The sequence below is a fragment of the Aeromonas sp. EU05-FHT14A05 genome (assembly GCF_058791175.1).
The window spans coordinates 19,282-39,276 of the sequence record NZ_JBYTDH010000006.1 but is presented as its reverse complement, the minus strand read 5'-3'; the positions used below and the strand labels follow the sequence as shown (position 1 = coordinate 39,276).

Sequence of the window (19,995 nt, the reverse complement as noted above, 5' to 3'; positions counted from 1 at the left end):
TAAGGCTGATCTCGCCATTCTCAAAGCCCGTAACGCAATTTCAGCGTATCGGGATGCGGGTTGAGATAGACCTGATCGGACAAGTAGGCATTGGGGTATTCCCGCAGGTAGTGGCGGATCAGGGTGAGGGGCACCAGCAGCGGGAAGATGCCGGTGCGGTACTTGTCTATGGTGTCGCAGAGCTCCTGCTTCTGGGCCGGGGTCAGCACCCGCTTGAAATAGCCCTGCAGGTGCATCAGCACATTGGTGTGGCTGCGACGGTTGGCACGCAGGGTCAGGGCCGCCATCAGGCCCTTGATGTAGCTCTGGGCCACCTCCTGCAGATTGGCCTTGCCGAGGTTGCCGAGCAACTTGCCGAGGGTGCGGTAGTGGGTGGTGGCGTGGGAGAGCACCAGGTACTTGTAGCGCGAATGAAAGCGGATGAGGGCGGCGGCGGTGATCCCGCTGGCGCAGAGCTGCTGCCAGTCGTGATAGGCGAAGACCCGCAGCACGAAGTTCTCCCGCAGTATGGGATCGCACAGGCGGCCGTCTTCCTCCACCGGCAGCAGGGGGTTGGCCTCCATCAAGGCCTTGGCAAAGAGACCAATTCCCTCCTTGGCGCTCCCCTCGTTGTTGGCGCCATAGATGCGCACCCGCTCCATGCCGCAGCTGGGTGACTTGGCACAGAGGATGTAGCCGGAGATGAAGTCGAGCTGGCGCGCCTTCTGCTCGCTGAAGGCGATGAGCCGCTCGGTGACGTCGAAGCTGCCGTTGCTCGCCTCGGCCCGCACCTCCCCATGGCGCTTGACCAGGCGGATGGCGGCGCGGGGAGCGCCGAGGCCGATGGCCATCTCGGGACAGACCGGGTGATAGTCGAAGTGGGCGCCAAGATCCCGTTCGCAGAAACTGGAGCGCTTGTGGCCCCCGTCGAACCGCACTTCCTGCCCCAGCAGACAGGCACTGATACCGACCTTGATCTTGTACATGATTGCGCCCCTTGTATAAGCATTGAACCAGTTATAGCAGTTATACAAAGAAATGAAAGTTGTATAACTATTACGGACCGATACGACACAAGGGGGAAAACAGGATCACCGGAAAATGAAAAAGCCCATGACCGGGGTCATGGGCAAAATGGACGTCACGACAGACAGGGAAATCAGAAGCTGTATTTCACACCCAGGCTGGTGATGGATCCTTTCTGCAGATCCCAGTTGCGGTAGGTGTAATCGGCGGTGAGGGCCAGGTTCTGGCTCACCTTGTAGGCGGCACCCGCCTTGAAGTCGTGCATGTCGTCGGTCATGTTGGCGTAGCGATAGCCGGTGGAGAGCTCGACGGCGCCGATGTCGTAGCGCAGGCCCACTTCACCGTAGAGGCTGCCGCTCTGCTTGCGGGTGATGTCGTCCCAGCCGCTGTCGTTGACGTTGGAGGCGAGCTCGCGCTCCATGCTGTAGCCCATCAGACCCGCTTCACCGTACAGGTTCAGGCCGGTGCTGAGGGGAGTGAACACCCCCATACCCAGATTGGAGATGGCCATGCTGTCATTGCCGCTGTTGCGGGAGCTGTATTCGGAGCCGAAACGGCCGTAGAAGTTGGAGCCGAAGCTCTTGGAGAGATCCAGGCTCAGACCACCGAAATCGCGGTTGTTGCTGTCCTTGCCACCGACGTAGTCGGACTTGGTGTGTGCCCAGGTGGCAGATCCCTTGGCGTAGCTGAACGCATCTTGCGCCAGGACGGAGGTGGAAGAGAGGCCGGCCAGAACCAGAACAGACAGTGCGAGTTTTTGCATTTTGTTGACTCCGATTGTTGAGTTAGGCGGAACCTAACTGGAATGGAGCCATTGTGACGGGCAAGGGGGGAGGTGCCGAGCGGCAAGCTGTTGCCAAACCATGTCAGATGTAAGCAGATATTGCTGGCGGTTACCGGAGCAACACTCCATGGGGGGACGGGCCTGCCCGTCCCCGCCGCTATCCTAGCGGAATTCCACTTCGTCGATCTGCACCCGCACCAGCGGCTTGCCGGTCAGATTGGCCGGACGGGCCAGCTCGATGGCCCGCGACGGACGCTGCTCGCCCTTGCGCAGATAGGATTCAGGTAGACGATTCTCCCCGACCCAGAAGCGCACCGGCTGGGTCGCCAGCTGCACCCCCTCGGCACTGAACAGGGTCAGGCTGCCATTGACCCGTACCACGTTGCGGCTGCCGGTGTTGCTCACCATGAATTGCAGGCGCAGCGGATCCTCTCCCTCCACCTGGTTCAGGGTCACCGTGATCCCGTCCCGGGTCGCCTGGGCGAGCAGGTCGGGATTGGCCAGGGCCTGTTCGGTCAGCACCGGCGCCGCCACGCTCGTCGTCACCGTCTTGCCGGCCACCGTCTCGGCGGGCTTCACCAGCAGGTATTCCCAGGTGAAGTCGTCGTTGAGCTGCACCTGACGGCCATCGGCCAGGGTGACCTGGGTCAGGGGCGCGGCCTGGGCCAGCATGGGAGAGAGGCAGAGGGCAAGCAGCAGTCTGGACAAGGGTTTCATGGGCAGATGACTCGATAGGGATGCAGAAGGAGCAGTATAAAGAGTCGGGCTGCCCTTGCCTATGACCCGACTCACGTTACGGCCCAGGGCCGGGATCAGATGACCAGCTGCTGGGGATCTTCCCCCGATATCATGTCCAGGGTCACCAGATCGAACTGGGCGCTCTTGAGTGCCTTCTGGATGCTCGGCTGCATGTCGAACACCAGGGCCCGCATGCGCTGGGGCACCCTGATCCTGGCCAGGGTGGTGACCCTGTCCGCTAGGGTATGGAAGAAGACCTGGGCCCCGTCCAGCCCCATGTCGAACAGCATCTGCTCGGCCATGTCCACCATGCGTAGGTGGCGCCGGTCCAGGGACTCGACGTCGGAGAAGCGCTGGCTCAGGCAAGCCTCTCCCCCCGCCCCCCACAGGGCCAGTTGGCGCTTGTGGAAGCCATAGCGAAAGTCTCGGTGGGTCATGCCCTGCTCGGCAAAGATCCAGAGGGTATTGGCCGGCACGCTGTCAAAACGCCGCAGATACTCCCGCATCTCCTCCACCGAGGCCGACATCAGGATAGGGGGGCCGTCATCGTGCTCGAGCTGCTGGCAGAGGTAGCGCACCGGATCCGTCACCTCCGCGAGGTGGCCGAGGTGCACGCTGAAGATCATCTCGTCGGTCCTGATCACCTGGTGGGCGATGCCGTAGTGCTTGCAGTAGCGCTTGGCCCGGGCCACCGCCTTGCGGCTCAGGGTCGGGTTGTCCAGGGTGATGGCCCGAAAGCGGACCCCGCTGGCCCGGCACAGATCCATGCTGTAGCAGGACTCCAGCCGGCCGGAGAAGGAGACAAGCAGTTCGCCGTAACCGGCCAGGGTATTGATGAGCCTCTGTTCCCTGGCCTGAAATAGCTGATCGTATCCCCGATTCAGCGCGACGACATTGGCATCCATAACAACGGCTCCGGATGATGAATAGGATGTTATTTTGCGATGACAAAGCTGAATAGACACTTAAAGAATGGGGACAAAGTTGTTCTTTATTCGCTCAAGAGGCAAATCAGCCCCCCTTTTCTCCGGGCCCGGCGAAGTGCCCCTCAGGCGGGCAACCATCCCTGCTCGACCAGCTGCCGACGGCATGCGGGGGCGTCGGTGAACACCATGCCCTGCAGGCCGAGCGCCCGGGCCGCCGCCACGTTGGCCGGGCTGTCGTCGATAAAGAGGCACTCCCCGGCCTTGAGGTCGAACGACACCAGCAGATAGCGGTAGATGTCGGGCTCGGGCTTGAGCATCCGCACCCGGGCCGACACCACCTTGCCGCTGAAGAAGCGCCAGAACTCCTGATGCTGCTCCAGCCAGTCGATACTGGCATGACCCATGTTGGAGAGGGCGTAGAGCCGGTGACCGGCACTGTGCAGCGCCTCGATAAGCGCCACCATGGCGGGGTCCGGCAGCAGGGAGGCGGGCACCGCCTGCAGGATGGCGAGGTTCTGTGCCATAGGCAGGCCGGTGCGTGCCTCGGCCTGGCGCGCCATGGCGTGCAGGGAGAGGGTGCCCCTGTCCACCTCCAGCCAGTCGGGGTGGTTGAACAGCAGCTCCGCCAGGGCCTCGGCGCCATCCGGTCCACGCACCGAGCGCACTATGCCGACCGGATCCCAGCTCACCACCACCCGTCCCAGATCGAAGATAATCGCCATCCTCTCGCCTCCCTCTCATTGACCAGCAACAACGGGACCAGTGTGACACTCATTCGTCCAGGGATCCCGACCATCTACCCTGCCCCGTTCAACGCACCGGGGCAAGTTTTACTTGCATCGGCGTGCCAAATCCCTTAATGGTTATGACGTTACATTCAGGACAACATCATGCACACACCATTCTTCTTTGCTTTCTCGTTTATCCGGCCCTCATGAGGGAAGGCCCTGTCGTCGCATCAACAGAAAGCAAAGACGAATCGAGCCTCCCCCAGCGGAGGCTTTTTTTTGCAGCAACCACCACAGAAGATTTGGATAGGGAACCACCATGGCAACGCTCGACGAGATCAGACAAGACATCACCCAGTTGGATCAGGAGCTGCTCGCCCTGCTGGCCAAACGCAAGACCCTCAGCATCGAGGTTGCCCGCGCCAAGCAGGCCAATCCCCGTCCCATCCGCGACACCCAGCGGGAGCAGGACCTGCTGGTTGCCCTGATCCAGAAAGGGCGTGCCCTCGGACTGGATGCCCAGTACATCACCCGCATCTACCACACCATCATCGAAGACTCCGTGCTCTCCCAGCAGGCCTACCTGCAGAGCCTGCTCAACCCCCAGCAGCAGGAGCCCATGACCAGCGTCGCCTACCTGGGCCCGCGCGGCTCTTACTCCAGCCTGGCCGCCCGCAAGTACCTGGCGCGCTACAAGGATCAGGTCATCGAGGTGAACTGCCAGAACTTCCGCGAGGTGCTGGACACGGTGGAGTCGGGCCGCGCCGCCTTCGGGGTGCTGCCCATCGAGAACACCAGCTCGGGCTCCATCAACGAGGTGTACGACGTGATGCAGCACACCACCCTCTCCATCGTGGGTGAGCTGACCTACCCCATAGAGCACTGCATCCTCACCGCCGTGCCCACCGAGCTGTCACGCATCAAGACCTTCTACGCCCACCCCCAGGTGTTCCAGCAGTGCTCCCATTACCTGAGCAAGCTGGAAGGGGCGCGCCACGAGATCTGCGACTCCTCCTCCAGCGCCATGATGAAGGTGAAGGAGCTGGGGAGCCCGGAGGCGGCGGCCATCGGCAGCGCCGCCGGTGGCGAGCTGTATGGCCTCGACGTGCTGGCCGAGCAGCTCGCGAACCAGAAGGAGAACTACAGCCGCTTCATCGTGGTGGCGCGCAAGCCCATCGACGTGGCGCCCCAGATCCCGGCCAAGACCACCCTCATCATGTCCACCTCCCAGAAGCCGGGCTCCCTGGTGGAGGCGCTGCTGGTGCTGCGCAGCCACGAGATCAACATGACCAAGCTGGAATCCCGTCCGGTGCAGGGCAACCCCTGGGAGGAGATGTTCTACCTGGATGTCTCCGCCAACCTGCAGACCCCCCAGATGCAGGCCGCCCTGCTGGAGCTGACCAAGATCACCCGCTACGTCAAGGTGCTGGGCTGCTACCCGAGCGAAGACGTCAAGCCGACCGCAGTGCCGCCGGTGCTGATGGGCAGCTAAGCCCCCGAACGGCAAGAGGCGAGCATCAGGCTCGCCTCTCTCTTTGCTGTCTCCCCACCCCCGCGGGCGGCGCCACAGCCCCCAGTCCCCCGATTTGGCGTTCGGAAAAACTGAACGACATATCCCCATCATTCACTCCAGGTATACGACCTGGGCCGCCAACCGGGCCCCAGACTCACGCCGGCGGGGCGCCAACCCCGCTCCTGCCCCCTGCCGACCCGACCCACCCCCGGACAACAAAAAGGCGAGCCTGCGCTCGCCTTTGTCTGTGTTGTGATGAGCGCCGGGCTCATGCCGGCGTCCGCTCGGACCCGCCCTAGAGCCCTAGAACTGGCCCGCCATCAGCTGATTGAGGTGATAGAGGTTGCGGGTGTCGAGCTCCAGCTCGGTGGCATAGGTGTTGCCGCGGGGATAGGTCGCCACCACACGGGCACCGCGCACCATGCCGGCCACAGACACATCCAGGGAGTTGGAGGTCTGGGTCAGGTCCTTGTAGCTGCTCTGGCCACGCACCTGCTGGCCGTTGAGCTGCTCCGCCAGCTCCCGGTAGGCATCCATCTTGGACGCCCGGATCGCCTGCAGCATCTTCTCCGACTGGGAGGGGCCGGGCTGGATGTCGATCACCGCGTAGCCCACCGCCTTGAGCACCGGGAAGTCATCCGGCTTCTCGGCCACGTCGTAGTTTACGACCCGGTTGCCACTGCACGCCGTCAGCAACATGGCCATCAGGCAACCCAACAAGATTTTCATCGCTTTCTACTCCTCAGAAATCAAGGGGTCAGGTTGACCAGATGGCCGGACGCGCTCTGGCCGCCCCGCATCAGGTAACCCCGGTTGACCGATGCCCGGCCAAACGAGTTGCTGGCGCCGGACAGATATTGTTGCGGGATCAGGCTCTGGGCCGTGGTCTCCACCATCTTGGTACGCAGATCGATGATCCTGGCATTGACCAGGATCCCCTGCGAATTGCGGCTGAAGGTGCCGGTCAGGATCCGGGAGATGGGCAGCCGGGCGGAGAGATCCTTGTAGTTGCGGCTCATCACGAAGTCGCCACTGGGGGTCACTTGAATGCTGCCCGTGGTCTTGAAGTCCACCACTACCTCACCGCGCCGGTTCAGCTCGTAGATGAAGCTCTCCTCGATCTGCAACCCCATCCAGTTGGTGTCTTTCAGGGTGTCGAGATCGACGAAGGAGGCGACGGCGATGGGCTCGCTCAGGGTGGTGAGGGACTTGCGCTCCATCAGCTGATCCGTCATGCGGGCCACCAGCCAGTTGAGCTCCATCCCCTTGGCCGCCTGCCGGGGATCCCCTTGATCCCGGTTGATGGGGTCGGCCGACCCGCAGCCGGCCAGCGCCAGCGCAATGGCCAGCGCCGTGATAATTCTGTTCATGGATACCTGTTCCTGTATCTACACCTGACTTGTTATCGGTCACAGCGGCCAACACTTGAGACGGGAATGCGCCAAGGATCGCCCGATGATCCGCCAGAGGGCCTTGGGCGGCGCCAATAAAGAGGCTGGAGCCGGGAAATGCGGCGAGCTGTACACCCTTTCGCCGGAACAAGGCATGGATCTTGCTTTTATTTGCGCACCCGGTGCAAACCAGGCCAGTGTCCATGAAGCCGCTCATCCGCCCCCCGGGGCGCAAGAGGGGTTCGTCTATTCAAGGTGTACGTTATGAAAGTTGTGCTGCTGTCAACCCTGTTGCTGGCCAGTCTGTCGGCCAACGCCGAGCTCATAGAGGCGCAAGGCAGTGCCGCCATCCTGGGGGGCGATGAGGTCTATGCCCGCGAGCAGGCGACCCGGGATGCGCTGCGTCAGGCCCTGCTGGCCAGCGGCGCGTCCGTCTCCAGCATCCAGCGCCTGGAGAACGGCAGCCTGCGCTCCGAGCAGATCCAGATCCGCTCCGGCGGCGACATCCGCCAGTACCGCCTCAAGCGCGAGGAGGTGCGCAACGGCCGCATGTACATCACCCTGGTGGCCGACATCCAGGCCGAGCGGCAGATCTGCCAGACCCAGCACTACGCCAAGGATTTGACGCTGGTACGCCTGCGCATGCGCTACCCGGACCAGGCGAGCACCGGCGCCCTCGACGACATGCCGGCGGATCTCTCCCGCCGCCTGTTCGAGACCCTGGCGGCGGCGCCCCAGGGGGTGGTCGCCCGCCAGTGGCTGGACGAGAACCTGCGCATCGATCCCCTCCACCTGCAGCAGGGGGATCGCAGCGCCCTCGAGGAGATCAAGGCCCTGAGCCTGCGCACCGACAGCCAGTATCTGGTGCTCGGCAGCATCGACGATCTCTCCCTCGAGCCCCAGGGCAACCAGCTGACCAGCTGGTATGAAGACCCGATCCGCAACTTCCGCATGCAGCTCTACCTGTTCGACGGCATCAACGGCAGCCTGCTCGGGCGCAAGGAGTATCAGGGCCGGGCCAACTGGACCTTCTCCAAGCGGGAGCAGGTGGGCAGCCACAGCGGCCAGTTCTGGCAGTCCAGCTACGGCCAGGAGGTGAGCTACCAGCTGAAGGAGGCGGCCCAGGACATCATCGCCGAGCTCGCCTGCGCCCCCGTCACCGCCCGCATCGTGGCCCAGCACGAACGGGGCCCCCACATCAGCCTGGGCCGTCGCAACGGGGTCAAGCTCGGGGATCAGTTCCGCGTCCAGCACAGCGCCGACTTCATCGACCCCTATGGCAAGTCCAGGGTGATGCGCAACCCCGCCGACGGCCTGTTCGAGGTGGTGCAGGTGTTCGAGGATGGCGCCATCATCAGCAGTCAGAACAAATATTCGCCGTTTAATGTCCAAATCGGTGATTTGGCCGTATTGGAATAGGAATCAAGGGTTTAAAAGCACAATGCTTCTTGTATAATGCCCGCCACAAGGTTCCCGTAGCTCAGCAGGATAGAGCGGTCCCCTCCTAAGGGACAGGCCACTGGTTCGACTCCAGTCGGGAACGCCATACAAAACAAGGGGTTGGCATCGCAAGATGCCAACCCCTTGTGCCTTTCTAGCCCAGGCCGCCAGCCCCGGCCCTCCCAGGCAAAGCCTCCCGGCGCCAAGCGACGCGCCAGATACGGATCCCCGCTCGCCTGATCCCTTCCTGACCGAAAGAACTGTCATCTACGCTTGAAGTGCGCCGTCCGGGATGACGGCCACTCCTCATTCGTTCGAGAAAAAAGAAGGACATCATGGCTAGCAAGAAAAAATCCAAAGCAGAACAGCCGGTACCGGTCACCGAGCCCAAGCCCCTTGGCAACAAGGCATACGAGAAGGAGCTGCGTCGCCTGCACGTGGAGCTGGTGAAGCTGCAGCAGTGGGTAGTGCACAAGGGGCTCAAGGTCTGCATCGTCTTCGAGGGGCGCGACGGCGCCGGCAAGGGGGGCACCATCAAGGCGATCACCGAGCGGGTCAGCCCCCGGATATTCAGGGTCATAGCGCTGCCGGCCCCCACTGAGCGGGAGAAGAGCCAGCTCTATTTCCAGCGCTATATTCCGCATCTGCCGGCGGCGGGCGAGATCGTCATCTTCGATCGCAGCTGGTACAACAGGGCCGGGGTGGAGCGCATCATGGGCTTTTGCAGCCAGGAGGCGAGCGACAAATTCCTGGCTGGCACCCCCATGGTGGAAAAAGCGCTGGTGGACTCTGGCATCATTTTGCTGAAGTACTGGCTGGAGGTGACGCCAGAGGAGCAGGAGCGACGGCTGCGGGATCGCATCGACGATGGGCGCAAGATCTGGAAGCTCTCCCCCATGGACATCAAGTCCTTCGATCGCTGGGATGACTACACCCGGGCGCGGGACGCCATGTTCATCGCCACCGACACCGCCTGGGCCCCCTGGTTCGTGGCCCGCTCCGAGGACAAGAAACGGGTGCGGCTCAACATCATCTCCCACCTGCTGAGCCACATTCCCTACGAGGAGCTGCCAGCCGAGCCGGTCAAGCTGCCAAAACGCAAGATTGGCAAGGTCAAGGCCTCTGAGCACCCGCTCCGGGTGATCCCGGAACTCTTCTGATCACCCTCAAGGGGCAGCCTCCGGCTCGCCCCTTGCTCTCTCACCCCCTGCTCTGCTGATACTGGCGGATGGCTGCCCTGGTATTGAACAGCATGCGGTCCTCCCCCAGCTGGTCGGCCAGCCCGCTGCGGCGCACGTTCTCGAGCACCCCGGGATTGAGCCCGGCCAGCCAGAGGGTGACCCCCCTGGCGCGGGCCTGCTGCTCACCCTCCATCAGCATCATCAGCGCCGAGTACTCCACGTCCTGCACCCGGCTCATGTCCAGCACCACCACCTCGGGCTGGTGAGTCTCGGTCAGCTCGCGGATCCGGGCCGCCACATGCTGCACATTGATGAAGAAGAGGCGCCCCTCAGGCCGCAGAATCAGCAGGCCAGGGATCGTCTCGTCATCGGGGTGCTGCTCACTGAGCGGACGCAGCACATCCTCCCCGGGCTTGCGGCCAATCACATAGACCCTGGGCTGCGCCGTCTGGCTGGCCAGCCCCAGCAGGGAGGCCAGGATGGCGACCACTATCCCCTCCAGGGTGCCGAACAGCAGCACCCCCAGGCAGGCGATGGCGGCCCAGCGAAACTCCATCATGCGAATCTGCCCTATCTTGCGAAACTCCCCCGGCTGGATGAGCCCCACCGAATAGACGATGACCACCACCGCCAGGGTGGCGCTCGGCAGCCAGGAGAGCAGCGGGGCGAGGAAGATCATGGTGGCCAGCGCCATGGCGGCGGTGACGGCGGAGGCCCACTGGCTCAGGCCCCCGACGGAGCGCACCACGGCAGTCTGGGAGGTGCCGCCCCCCGCCGGCATGCTGCCGCAGAAGGCGCCCCCCAGGTTGGCCAGCCCGGTGGCCACCAGCTCGCGGTTCGGGTTGATCTCGGGCTCTTCCTTGCCCACGAAGGCCCGCCCTGCGGCTATGGTCTCGGTGAAGCTCATCAGCGCTATGCCCGCCGCCCCCGGCAGCAGCTGCAACACCAGGGTCAGGTCCGGCATCGTTAGGGCGGGCAAGCCGGTGGGGATGGTCCCGACTATGGCCACCCCCGCCTCGTTCAGGCCAAAGCCCCACACCAGGGCGATGCCGATGCCCACCCCCAGCAAGGGGGCGGGGGAATGGGGGAAGCGCCACTCCATGAACACCAGCACCACCAGGGTGACCAGGGCGACGCCCAGGGTCAGCCAGGAGATCTGGGGCAGGGCCAGCCCCAGGTGGTAGAGATCCAGGAAGAAGTTCTCCTTCTGCAGGTGCACCCCGAACAGCTTGGGCAGCTGATCGAGGATGATCACCAGCCCTATGCCGCTCTTGAACCCCACCAGCACCGGCAGGGAGATGAAGTTGGCCACGAAGCCGAGCCGCAGCACCGCCGCCAGCATCAGCATGGCCCCCACCAGCAGGGTCAGGGTGGCGGTCACTATGAGCAGCCGACCGGGATCCCCGTCCGGCACCACCAGCCCGAGCTGGGTCGCGGTCAGGATAGCCAGGGTGCTGGTGGAGCTGACGCTGAGCACCCGGGAGGAGCCCAGCAGGGCGTAGAGCAGCATGGGCACGAAGGCGGTGTAGAGACCGACGGCCACCGGCAGACCGGCCACGCTGGCATAGGCCATGGCCTTGGGCAGCACGACGGCCGCCGCTGTGACGCCGGCCAGCAGATCGGACAGGGAGCGCCTTGGCGCCGACGCGGGTGATGACATCTTATCCTCCATGAACTCATGGCCCTAGGGCCCCGATGCTGCACCGGCGCTCGAGTGACCGCTGCCAGCCTATGACCATGGCCGCTCGCCCAGGCGTGCGAGCCATGTCTCATCGCACCATCAAGTGTACGCCTCCCGCCTTGCGTCGGGCTGAATGCCTTGAGCGTCGTGGTGGGGAAAGCCCGCAGACCGGGCCATCTGTTGGCAACCCCCTATACTTCAGCGACGTTGCGCCGCCGGCCAGCCCCCTTCCAAGAGGAGATCCCCCTTGCTGCGACTGCTTGCACTGCTGCTGATCTGCCTGGTGAGCCCGCTCCGGGCGCTGACACTTACTCCCCTGGTGGAGGGGCTCAACCATCCCTGGGGGCTGGTCCTGCTGCCGGAAGGCGGCTATCTGATTGGCGAGCGCCCGGGCCGCCTGCTGCGCATCGACGCCGGCGGCGAGCGCCATGTCATCTCGGGCCTGCCTCCCCTCGCCGCCACGGGTCAGGGGGGCCTGCTCGATCTCGCCCTGGACGACGAGGGCTGGCTCTATCTCAGCTACAGCGAGCCGGGGGACGGCGGAGCCGGCACCGCCGTGGCCCGGGCCCGGTTGCAAAAGGACGCCCTAGTCGACTGGCAACTGCTGTTTCGCCAGCAGCCCAAGGTGGCTGGCGGCGCCCACTTCGGCTCCCGCCTGGTGCTGACCGAGGATGGCTATCTCTTCATCACCCTAGGCGATCGCTACAGCGAGCGGGAGCGGGCCCAGACGCTGGACAACCACCTCGGCAAGACGGTGCGCCTGCACAAGGATGGCCGGGTGCCCGCCGACAATCCCTTCGTCAAGACGGCGGGGGCCCTGCCGGAGATCTGGAGCCTGGGTCATCGCAACATGCAGGGGGCGGCGCTGCGCCCAGGCAGCCAGCAGTTCTGGGCCCACGAGCACGGCCCCCAGGGCGGGGACGAGGTGAACCTCATCCTGCCGGGCCACAACTACGGCTGGCCCAGAGTGACCTTCGGCGAGGAGTACGGGGGCGGCAAGATTGGCCTGGGCCAGAGCGCGCCGGGTCTGACGCCGCCGCGCTGGATCTGGGTGCCCTCCATCGCCCCCTCGGGCATGGGCTTCTACCAAGGCGATCTGTTCAAGGAGTGGCGGGGGGATCTGCTGGTCGGTGCCCTGCGCGGTCAGGCCCTGCTGCGTCTTCGCCTCGCGGGGGACAAGATTGTCTCGGAGGAGCGGCTGCTGACCGATCTCGGGGAGCGGATCCGTACCCTGCAGGAGGGAACGGACGGCGCCCTCTATCTGCTGACGGACTCAGGCAAGGGGCGCCTGCTCAAACTGACCCCATGACATGGAGGCCGGCCCCGGAGCGGGCGCCGGCGAGGAGGAAGCATGAACAAGAATCGAACCCTGCTGCTGCTCTGCGCCAGCCTCTGGTTGCTGGGCTGCAACACCATCCACGGAGTGGGACGGGACATAGAGAAGGCGGGCGAGGTGATCCAGGGCTCCGCCAACCTGACAAGCGAGCCTCAGGCCGGCGAAGAGTGACAGGCTGACACAGTCACTCGACGCCGGAGGCCAGGCTGGCGAGCGGCGCCATGGTCACCCTGACCCCGTGCTGTGCCAGCGCCTCCCGGGCGCTCTGGGGCAGTTGCTCGTCGGTGATCACCTGATCGATCGCATCCCAGCCCACCACGTTGAAGGTGCCCACCTTGCCATATTTGGACGAGTCGCAGATGAGGATCCGGGTCGCCGCCGACTCCACCACGGCTCGCTTCACCGGCACCTTCTGCTCGCTCGGGGTGGAGATCCCCTGCCCGTCCCAGGAGGAGGAGGAGAGGAAGGCGACGTCCAGATGGAGGTTGCGCAGGAAGTGGGCGGTCGCCTCACCGGCGCAGGACTGGTTCTCGCGAATGACCAGGCCCCCGGTGTGATAGAGGCGGCAGCGACCGTGCTCGATGAGGTAGGCGCACACCATGAAGTCGTTGGTCACTATCATCAGATCTTCCCGCAGCGCCAGCTCCCGGGCCAGCTCCAGGGAGGTGGTGCCGGCATCCAGATAGACGGTGCTCCCCTCGCTCACCTGGGCGGCGGCGAGCCGGGCTATGGCCAGCTTGGCCCCCTGCATCAGACTGCGCTTGGTGGCGTGGGAGGGCTCGCTCTTGATCCGCTGGGAGAGGCTGACCCCGCCCGAGACGGAGAGCACCCGCCCCTGCTCCTCCAGCTTCTGGATGTCGCGCCTGATGGTCATGTGTGAGACCTGCAACCAGTCGGTCAGCTCCACTATGCTGACCACGCCGCGCTCTGCCAGCAGCTGCAGGATACGTTGCTGTCGCTCTACGGGAATCATCTTGCTTCGCACCTCGGGGAAGGGAAGGCGCCATTCTACCCCAGCGACTTGGGAAAAAATGATAAATAACCTGACATGGGCTCACAAATCACATTTTCTCACAAAAATGGCACCATTTATTGACTCGAAAGAATCTCAACCCTCATCAATAACAAAAATTAACACTTGCTAAGTTATTTTTTGTGACAGCTGCCTGATATTTCATCGCCGCAAGCCTCTACTATCGGCTCATCAGTCGTAATCGAGGAATCACGAGATGAGCACTCCCTATCATGTTGCGGTCATCGGCCTGGGCGCCATGGGCATGGGCGCCGCCCGCTCCTGCCTGCGGGCCGGGCTCACCACCTATGGCATCGACCTCAGCGAGCAGGCCCGCAGCCAGTTGCAGCAGGCCGGTGCCGCCGCCGTCATGGCCGATGCCAGACCCCTGGCCGAGACGCTCGATGCCGTGCTGTTGCTGGTGGTCAACGCCACCCAGGTGCGCCGCATCCTGCTAGGCGAAGAGGGGCTGGCCCGCCACCTCAAACCGGGCACCGCCATCATGGTCTCTTCCACCATAGCGGCCGAGGAGGCGAGCGCCCTGGCCGCCGAGCTGGCACAGCTGGGACTGCCGATGCTGGACGCCCCTGTCTCCGGTGGCGCCATCAAGGCCGATGCCGGCGAGATGACGGTGATGGCCGCAGGCTCAGAGGCCGCCTTCGACAAGCTGGCCCCGGTGCTGGATGCGGTGGCCGGCAAGCTCTACCGGGTCGGCAGCGAGCCGGGCCAGGGCAGCACGGTCAAGATCATCCACCAGCTGCTGGCCGGGGTGCACATCGCCGTTGCCGCCGAGGCCATGGCCCTGGCCAGCCGGGCCGGCGTCTCCCTGGATCTCATGTATGACGTGGTCACCCACGCCGCCGGCAACTCCTGGATGTTTGAAAACCGCATGCCCCGGGTGCTGGCCGGCGACTACCAGGCCCGCTCCGCGGTGGACATCTTCGTCAAGGATCTCACCCTGGTGGCGGACACCGCCAAGGCGCTGCGCTTCCCGCTGCCGCTCGCGAGCACTGCCCTCAACATGTTCCTCGACGCCAGCAACGCAGGGCACGGCCAGGAAGATGACAGCGCCGTCATCAAGACGTTCTCCGGCATCCAGCTGCCGGGTCAGGAGGAGCAAGCATGAAACTCGGTGTCATCGCAGACGACTTCACCGGCGCCACCGACATCGCCGGTTTCCTGGTGGAGAACGGCCTCTCCACCCTGCAACTCGCCGGCGTGCCGGAGCATGACGGGGATCTGCCCCAGGTCGATGCCGTGGTGATCAGCCTCAAGAGCCGCTCCTGCCCGGCGGGCGAAGCGGTGCGCGACTCCCTGGCGGCCCTCGACTGGCTCAAGGCCCGCGGCTGCCCGCGCATCTACCAGAAATACTGCTCCACCTTCGACAGCACGGCGGCGGGCAATATAGGCCCCGTCACCGACGCCCTGCTGGCGGCGCTTGGCCAGGACTTCACCCTGATCTGCCCGGCCCTGCCGGTGAACGGTCGCACCGTCTATCAGGGCAACCTCTTCGTCGGCGCCCAGCCGCTGGCCGAGTCCGGCATGCGCCACCACCCCATCACTCCCATGATCGACAGCAACCTGCTGCGGCTGATGGAGGGGCAGGCCCAGGGCCGCGCCGGTCTGGTGCCGTTCGCCACCATAGCTCAAGGCCCCGATGCCATTGCCAACGCCTTTGAGCAGCTGGCAGAGTGGGGCGTGCGCTACGCTGTGGTCGACACCCTGACCGAGCAGCACCTGCTGGACATCGCCACCGCCGCCCTCCACATGCCCCTGGTGACCGGCGGCTCCGGCCTCGCCATCGGCCTGGCCCGCCAGCTTGGCAGCGGCGATCTGCAGGGTGCCCGCGAGGCGGGCTGGCCCAGAGGCACCCGCGCCGCTGTGCTGTCGGGCTCCTGCTCCGAGATGACCAACCGCCAGGTGGCCCGCTATCGCCAGCACGCCCCTGCCCTGGCGCTGGACGTGGTGCGCTGCCTCGAAGAGGCCGACTACCCGGCCGAGCTGGCGCGCTGGGTGCTGGCCCAGCCCCTGTCCCCGGCGCCGCTGGTCTACGCCACCACCAGCCCGGTTGAGCTGGCCCGCATTCAGGAGACCCACGGCCAGCAGGCGGCCAGCGATGCGGTGGAGCACTGCTTTGCCCGCCTCGCCCAACTGCTGCAAGGCGCCGGTGTGGACCGCTTCATCATCGCCGGTGGCGAGACCTCGAGCCGGGTCACCCAGGCCCTCGGCGTCAAGGCGTTCCACATTGGCCCGCAGATCGCCCCCGGTGTGCCCTGGGTGCGGGCCATCGACGCCCCCCTGTCGCTGGCCCTCAAGTCCGGCAACTTTGGGAGCGACGACTTCTTCGACAAGGCTCAGGAGTACTTCCATGACTGAACAGGCACTGCGCGACACCATGGTGATGCTGGGGGCCTCCCTCTTCCAGCGCGGTTATGCCACCGGGGGCGCCGGCAACCTCTCCGCCCTGCTGCCGGACGGCACCCTGATTGCCACCCCCACCGGCTCCTGCCTGGGACGTCTGAGCGCCGACAGGCTCTCTCACGTCAACCTGCAGGGGGAGCACCTGGGGGGAGATCGCCCCTCCAAGGAGGTGGCCTTCCACCTCGCCATCTACCACAACAATCCGGACTGCCGGGCCGTGGTGCACCTGCACTGCACCCACCTGACCGCCCTCTCCTGCCTGGAGGGGCTGGATCCGGCCAACGTCATCCGCCCCTTCACCCCCTACTACGTGATGCGGGTCGGCCAGTTGCCGCTCATCCCCTACTACAAGCCGGGGGATGCCCGCATCGCCGAGGAGCTGGGGCGCCGCGCCCCCGAGGGCAACGCCTTCCTGCTGGCCAACCACGGCCCCGTGGTGACGGGCAAGGATCTGGTGGATGCGGTCAACAACATGGAGGAGCTGGAGGAGACGGCGCGCCTGGCACTGATGCTCCATGGCCACTCCATCCGCTACCTGAGCGAACCCGAAATCGATGAATTGAGGAGGATGAAACCATGAGCAAGTTTGCAGCCAATCTCACCATGCTGTTTACCGAGGTGCCGTTCCTGGAGCGCTTCGCCGCCGCCCGGGACGCAGGCTTCGCCGCGGTGGAGTTCCTCTTCCCCTACGAGTGGCCGGCCGCAGAGCTGGGTCGCCAACTGCAGCTGCACGGTCTCTCCCAGGCCCTGTTCAACATGCCGCCGGGCAACTGGGGCGCGGGGGAGCGCGGCATGGCCGCCATCCCGGGGCGGGAGGCGGAGTTTCGCGGCCACCTGCCAACCGTCCGTGACTACGCCCTGGCGCTGGGCTGCACCAAGGTGCACGCCATGAGCGGCATAGTCGACCCGGCACACAGCCTGGCGGCCCACCGCCAGACCCTGATCGACAACATCCGCTTCGCCGCCGACTTCCTGGCCGCAGACGGCATCAGGGTGCTGCTCGAGCCTCTCAACGATCGGGACGTGCCCGGCTACTTCCTGGCCCACCAGCTCGACGCCCTGGCCCTGGTGCAGGAGATAGACAGACCCAACGTGGGGGTGCAGCTCGACCTCTACCACGCCCAGATCATGGACGGGGATCTCACCCGTCTCATCGGCAAGCTGGGCCCGGCCATCGGCCACGTCCAGATCGCCTCGGTACCGGATCGCCACGAGCCGGACGAGGGGGAGATCGCCTACCCCCACCTGTTCAAGGTGCTGGCGCAGGCGGGCTACCACGACTGGATAGGCTGCGAGTACAACCCCAGAGCCGGCACCCGGGAGGGGCTGGGCTGGCTGACACAACAATAACGACCCTGAACATGAACGAGTCTGAGGATAACAAGATGCAGATCATCATCACCGGCGGCGGTGGCTTCCTGGGCCAGAAACTGGCCCGGGCCCTGCTGCAAGGCCCCCACCCCTTCACCGAGCTGCTGCTGGTGGACATCCAGCAACCACAATCCCCCCTGCCGGACCCCAGGGTTCGCTGTCTGCGGGCCGACCTCACCGAACCCGGTGTCGCCGACTCCCTCATCAGCGAGCGGACCGCCGTGGTCTACCACCTGGCGGCCATCGTCAGCAGCCACGCGGAGCAGGACTTCGATCTGGGCTGGCAGGTCAACCTGGACACCACCCGCACCCTGCTGGAGGCGTGCCGCCATGCCCGCCCCGGCATCCGCTTCGTCTTCACCAGTTCGCTCGCCGTCTATGGCGGCCCGCTGCCGGCGCTGGTGAATGACGGCACGGCGCTCACCCCCACCTCCTCCTACGGCGCCCAGAAGGCCATGGGGGAGCTGCTGGTCAACGACTACAGCCGCAAGGGCTTCGTGGATGGCCTGGTACTGCGCCTGCCCACCATCTGCGTGCGGCCGGGCAAGCCGAACCGCGCCGCCTCCTCCTTCGTCAGCAGCATCATCCGCGAGCCGCTGCAAGGGGAGAGCGCCCTCTGCCCGGTGAGCCCGGATCTGCGCCTCTGGCTCTCCAGCCCCGCCACCGTGGTCGCGAACTTCCTGCTGGCGGCCAGGCTCCCCGCCACAGGTGACGCCCGCAGCATCAACCTGCCCGGCATCAGCGTGACCGTCGGCGAGATGCTGGAGGCCCTCGCACAGGCCGGTGGCCAGGCGGCCCGGGATCGGGTGCAGTTTGCCGCCGATCCGGCCATCGAGCGCATAGTCGCGAGCTGGCCGGGACGCATCGACAACCAGCGGGCCAGCGCCCTCGGCTTCGCGGCAGACAGGACGTTTGCCGACATCATCGACAGTTTCATCACCCATGACATGCAGGAGGCATCATGAGCGACATCCCAACCCCCATCATAGGTCTCATCATCGCGGTCTTCGTGCTGGTGTTCCTGGTCATCCGTACCCGGGTGCACGCCCTGATCGCCATGCTGGCGGCGGCCTGCATCGCCGGGATCACCGGCGGCATGAGCATCGACAAGACCCTCACCGTCATCACCCAGGGCTTTGGCTCCACCCTCGGCAGCATCGGCATCGTCATTGGCCTCGGGGTCATGATGGGTCGCCTGCTTGAGGTCTCCGGCGCCGCCGAGCAGATCGCCTACAGCTTCATCAAGTGGCTCGGCAAGCGCCGCGAGGAGTGGGCCCTGGCCATCACCGGCTACATCGTCAGTATCCCCATCTTCGTGGATTCCGCCTTCGTCATCCTCTATCCGGTGGCCAAGGCGCTGGCGAAAAGCGGCAAGCGCTCCATCCTGACCCTGGGGGTCGCCCTGGCGGGCGGCCTGGTGGTGACCCACCATACGGTGCCACCGACCCCGGGCCCGCTCGGTGTCGCCGGCCTGTTTGGCGTGGACATCGGCGCCATGCTGCTGACCGGCATGGCCCTGGCCATCCCCTGCGTGCTCGGCATCGTCTTCTATGCCCAGTGGCTCGACAAGAAGTACCCCGAGTTCGGCGCCCAGGCAGCCCAGGCCCCGGACGAGCTGCAAGCCACCTACGAGCAGTACCTCAAGGAGAAGGAGGGCAAGACCCTGCCGAGCCTGACCCTGTCGCTGCTGCCGATCCTGGTGCCCATAGTGCTCATCTTCGTCAAGGCCATCTTCACCACCCTGGCCACCCTGGAGGGCATGGACGGCCTGATGGCGAATCCCCTGGTGCAGGGCATCAACTTCATCGGCACCCCCATCATAGCGCTCGCCATCAGCGTGCTGCTGGCGGTCTATACGCTAGTCCCGCACATGGACAGACATGCCACCGCCGCCCGTCTCGAAGAGGGGTTGCAATCGGCCGGCATCATACTGCTGGTGACCGGTGCCGGCGGAGCCCTGGGGGCCGTGCTGCGCGACAGCGGCGCGGGTCAGCAGCTCGCCGAGCAGATAGCCCAGCTGCCCATCTCCCCCATACTGATCCCCTTCATAGTGGCAACCCTGGTGCGCCTCATCCAGGGGTCCGGCACAGTGGCCATGGTGACGGCGGCCTCCATCTCCGCCCCCATACTGGCGCAGATCCCCGGGGTCAACATGCTGCTGGCCGCCCAGGCCGCCACCATGGGGTCGCTCTTCTTCGGCTACTTCAACGACAGCCTGTTCTGGGTGGTCAACCGCATGATGGGGATCTCCGACGTGAAGCAGCAGATGATCGTCTGGTCCATCCCGACCACCATCGCCTGGGCCATCGGCGGCACCGGCGTCGCCCTGCTGAACCTGATGTTCGGCTCCGGCGGCACCTGGTTCGACCCCGTGCTGCCGCTGCTGGTGCTGGCGCTCATCGTCTGGTACGTCAAGGGGCAGTCCCTGACCCCGGCGGCCGGCGCCGTCCCGAGCCGGGAGTCCTGAC

General features: G+C 65.1%; 20 protein-coding genes, 1 tRNA gene and 1 other annotated feature. Of the genes, 12 read left to right on the top strand and 9 right to left on the bottom strand.

Annotated features, from left to right (window positions below; genetic code table 11):
* Positions 1-20: 20 nt before the first annotated feature.
* The 5 genes from AC3WR3_RS10555 to AC3WR3_RS10535 all read right to left on the bottom strand — a co-directional run bounded on the left by AC3WR3_RS10555 (position 21) and on the right by AC3WR3_RS10535 (position 4,175).
* Positions 21-965 (bottom strand): YbgA family protein, encoded by a 945-nt coding sequence (locus AC3WR3_RS10555; protein WP_492291826.1) that lies wholly within the window; start codon positions 963-965, stop codon positions 21-23.
* A 173-nt stretch (positions 966-1,138) separates the two neighbouring features.
* Complete coding sequence (locus tag AC3WR3_RS10550) at positions 1,139-1,768, bottom strand: outer membrane beta-barrel protein (RefSeq protein WP_247627113.1); 630 nt, start codon at positions 1,766-1,768, stop codon at positions 1,139-1,141.
* A 183-nt stretch (positions 1,769-1,951) separates the two neighbouring features.
* The gene (locus AC3WR3_RS10545; protein WP_139434195.1) at positions 1,952-2,506 is read right to left on the bottom strand and encodes a DUF3157 family protein; all 555 of its coding nucleotides are present in this window, start codon (positions 2,504-2,506) and stop codon (positions 1,952-1,954) included.
* Positions 2,507-2,601: 95 nt separating this feature from the next.
* The gene (locus AC3WR3_RS10540; RefSeq protein ID WP_492291825.1) at positions 2,602-3,432 is read right to left on the bottom strand and encodes an adenine nucleotide alpha hydrolase family protein; all 831 of its coding nucleotides are present in this window, start codon (positions 3,430-3,432) and stop codon (positions 2,602-2,604) included.
* Positions 3,433-3,575: 143 nt separating this feature from the next.
* The gene (locus tag AC3WR3_RS10535) at positions 3,576-4,175 is read right to left on the bottom strand and encodes an HAD family hydrolase (protein ID WP_319917123.1); all 600 of its coding nucleotides are present in this window, start codon (positions 4,173-4,175) and stop codon (positions 3,576-3,578) included.
* Between the two features lie 164 nt (positions 4,176-4,339).
* Positions 4,340-4,462: a sequence feature (Phe leader region), on the top strand.
* Between the two features lie 38 nt (positions 4,463-4,500).
* On the opposite strand from AC3WR3_RS10535, the gene pheA reads away from it, so the two are divergent.
* Positions 4,501-5,673 carry a prephenate dehydratase gene (gene pheA, locus AC3WR3_RS10530; protein WP_319917122.1) on the top strand — a complete coding sequence of 391 codons (1,173 nt, stop codon included), beginning with the start codon at positions 4,501-4,503 and terminating at the stop codon, positions 5,671-5,673.
* Between the two features lie 324 nt (positions 5,674-5,997).
* On the opposite strand, the gene AC3WR3_RS10525 is transcribed toward pheA, so the two are convergent.
* Together AC3WR3_RS10525 and AC3WR3_RS10520 are read right to left on the bottom strand one after the other, a co-directional pair.
* The gene (locus AC3WR3_RS10525) at positions 5,998-6,423 is read right to left on the bottom strand and encodes an LPP20 family lipoprotein (protein WP_139434191.1); all 426 of its coding nucleotides are present in this window, start codon (positions 6,421-6,423) and stop codon (positions 5,998-6,000) included.
* Between the two features lie 20 nt (positions 6,424-6,443).
* Positions 6,444-7,064, bottom strand: a complete 621-nt coding sequence (locus AC3WR3_RS10520; RefSeq protein ID WP_042650349.1) for a FlgO family outer membrane protein — start codon at positions 7,062-7,064, stop codon at positions 6,444-6,446.
* 285 nt (positions 7,065-7,349) lie between these two features.
* On the opposite strand from AC3WR3_RS10520, the gene AC3WR3_RS10515 reads away from it, so the two are divergent.
* The 3 genes from AC3WR3_RS10515 (at position 7,350) to ppk2 (ending at position 9,685) form a co-directional block, all read left to right on the top strand.
* Positions 7,350-8,504, top strand: a complete 1,155-nt coding sequence (locus tag AC3WR3_RS10515) for a flagellar assembly protein FlgT (RefSeq protein ID WP_429107225.1) — start codon at positions 7,350-7,352, stop codon at positions 8,502-8,504.
* 50 nt (positions 8,505-8,554) lie between these two features.
* A tRNA-Arg gene (locus AC3WR3_RS10510) sits at positions 8,555-8,631 on the top strand.
* Between the two features lie 229 nt (positions 8,632-8,860).
* Positions 8,861-9,685 (top strand): polyphosphate kinase 2, encoded by an 825-nt coding sequence (gene ppk2 / locus AC3WR3_RS10505; RefSeq protein WP_202047016.1) that lies wholly within the window; start codon positions 8,861-8,863, stop codon positions 9,683-9,685.
* Positions 9,686-9,725: 40 nt separating this feature from the next.
* On the opposite strand, the gene AC3WR3_RS10500 is transcribed toward ppk2, so the two are convergent.
* Positions 9,726-11,366, bottom strand: coding sequence for a SulP family inorganic anion transporter (locus AC3WR3_RS10500; RefSeq protein WP_492291824.1), 1,641 nt, complete (start codon positions 11,364-11,366; stop codon positions 9,726-9,728).
* 268 nt (positions 11,367-11,634) lie between these two features.
* On the opposite strand from AC3WR3_RS10500, the gene AC3WR3_RS10495 reads away from it, so the two are divergent.
* Together AC3WR3_RS10495 and AC3WR3_RS10490 are read left to right on the top strand one after the other, a co-directional pair.
* Positions 11,635-12,696, top strand: a complete 1,062-nt coding sequence (locus AC3WR3_RS10495; protein ID WP_492291823.1) for a PQQ-dependent sugar dehydrogenase — start codon at positions 11,635-11,637, stop codon at positions 12,694-12,696.
* A 42-nt stretch (positions 12,697-12,738) separates the two neighbouring features.
* Complete coding sequence (locus AC3WR3_RS10490) at positions 12,739-12,894, top strand: entericidin A/B family lipoprotein (protein ID WP_404837019.1); 156 nt, start codon at positions 12,739-12,741, stop codon at positions 12,892-12,894.
* Positions 12,895-12,907: 13 nt separating this feature from the next.
* Here AC3WR3_RS10490 and AC3WR3_RS10485 read toward each other — a convergent pair whose 3' ends face one another.
* Complete coding sequence (locus tag AC3WR3_RS10485; protein WP_492291822.1) at positions 12,908-13,696, bottom strand: DeoR family transcriptional regulator; 789 nt, start codon at positions 13,694-13,696, stop codon at positions 12,908-12,910.
* Between the two features lie 256 nt (positions 13,697-13,952).
* Here AC3WR3_RS10485 and ltnD point away from each other — a divergent pair, with 256 nt between their 5' ends.
* From ltnD to AC3WR3_RS10455, 6 genes are read left to right on the top strand one after another with little or no spacing between them, the layout of a single operon-like run.
* Positions 13,953-14,861: an L-threonate dehydrogenase gene (gene ltnD, locus AC3WR3_RS10480; RefSeq protein ID WP_404837021.1), complete on the top strand. Its 909-nt coding sequence runs from the start codon at positions 13,953-13,955 to the stop codon at positions 14,859-14,861.
* On the top strand, positions 14,858-16,111 hold the full coding sequence (otnK, locus tag AC3WR3_RS10475) for a 3-oxo-tetronate kinase (RefSeq protein ID WP_492291821.1): 1,254 nt from the start codon (positions 14,858-14,860) through the stop codon (positions 16,109-16,111). Before ltnD ends, otnK begins: the two co-directional genes overlap by 4 nt.
* On the top strand, positions 16,104-16,736 hold the full coding sequence (gene otnC, locus AC3WR3_RS10470) for a 3-oxo-tetronate 4-phosphate decarboxylase (RefSeq protein WP_041214644.1): 633 nt from the start codon (positions 16,104-16,106) through the stop codon (positions 16,734-16,736). The genes otnK and otnC overlap by 8 nt, the downstream gene beginning before the upstream one ends.
* Positions 16,733-17,506 (top strand): 2-oxo-tetronate isomerase, encoded by a 774-nt coding sequence (gene otnI / locus AC3WR3_RS10465; RefSeq protein WP_492291820.1) that lies wholly within the window; start codon positions 16,733-16,735, stop codon positions 17,504-17,506. Before otnC ends, otnI begins: the two co-directional genes overlap by 4 nt.
* 35 nt (positions 17,507-17,541) lie before the next feature.
* Positions 17,542-18,492 (top strand): D-erythronate dehydrogenase, encoded by a 951-nt coding sequence (gene denD / locus AC3WR3_RS10460; protein ID WP_492291819.1) that lies wholly within the window; start codon positions 17,542-17,544, stop codon positions 18,490-18,492.
* Positions 18,489-19,994 (top strand): GntP family permease, encoded by a 1,506-nt coding sequence (locus tag AC3WR3_RS10455; protein WP_429107208.1) that lies wholly within the window; start codon positions 18,489-18,491, stop codon positions 19,992-19,994. The genes denD and AC3WR3_RS10455 overlap by 4 nt, the downstream gene beginning before the upstream one ends.
* Position 19,995 lies beyond the last annotated feature (1 nt).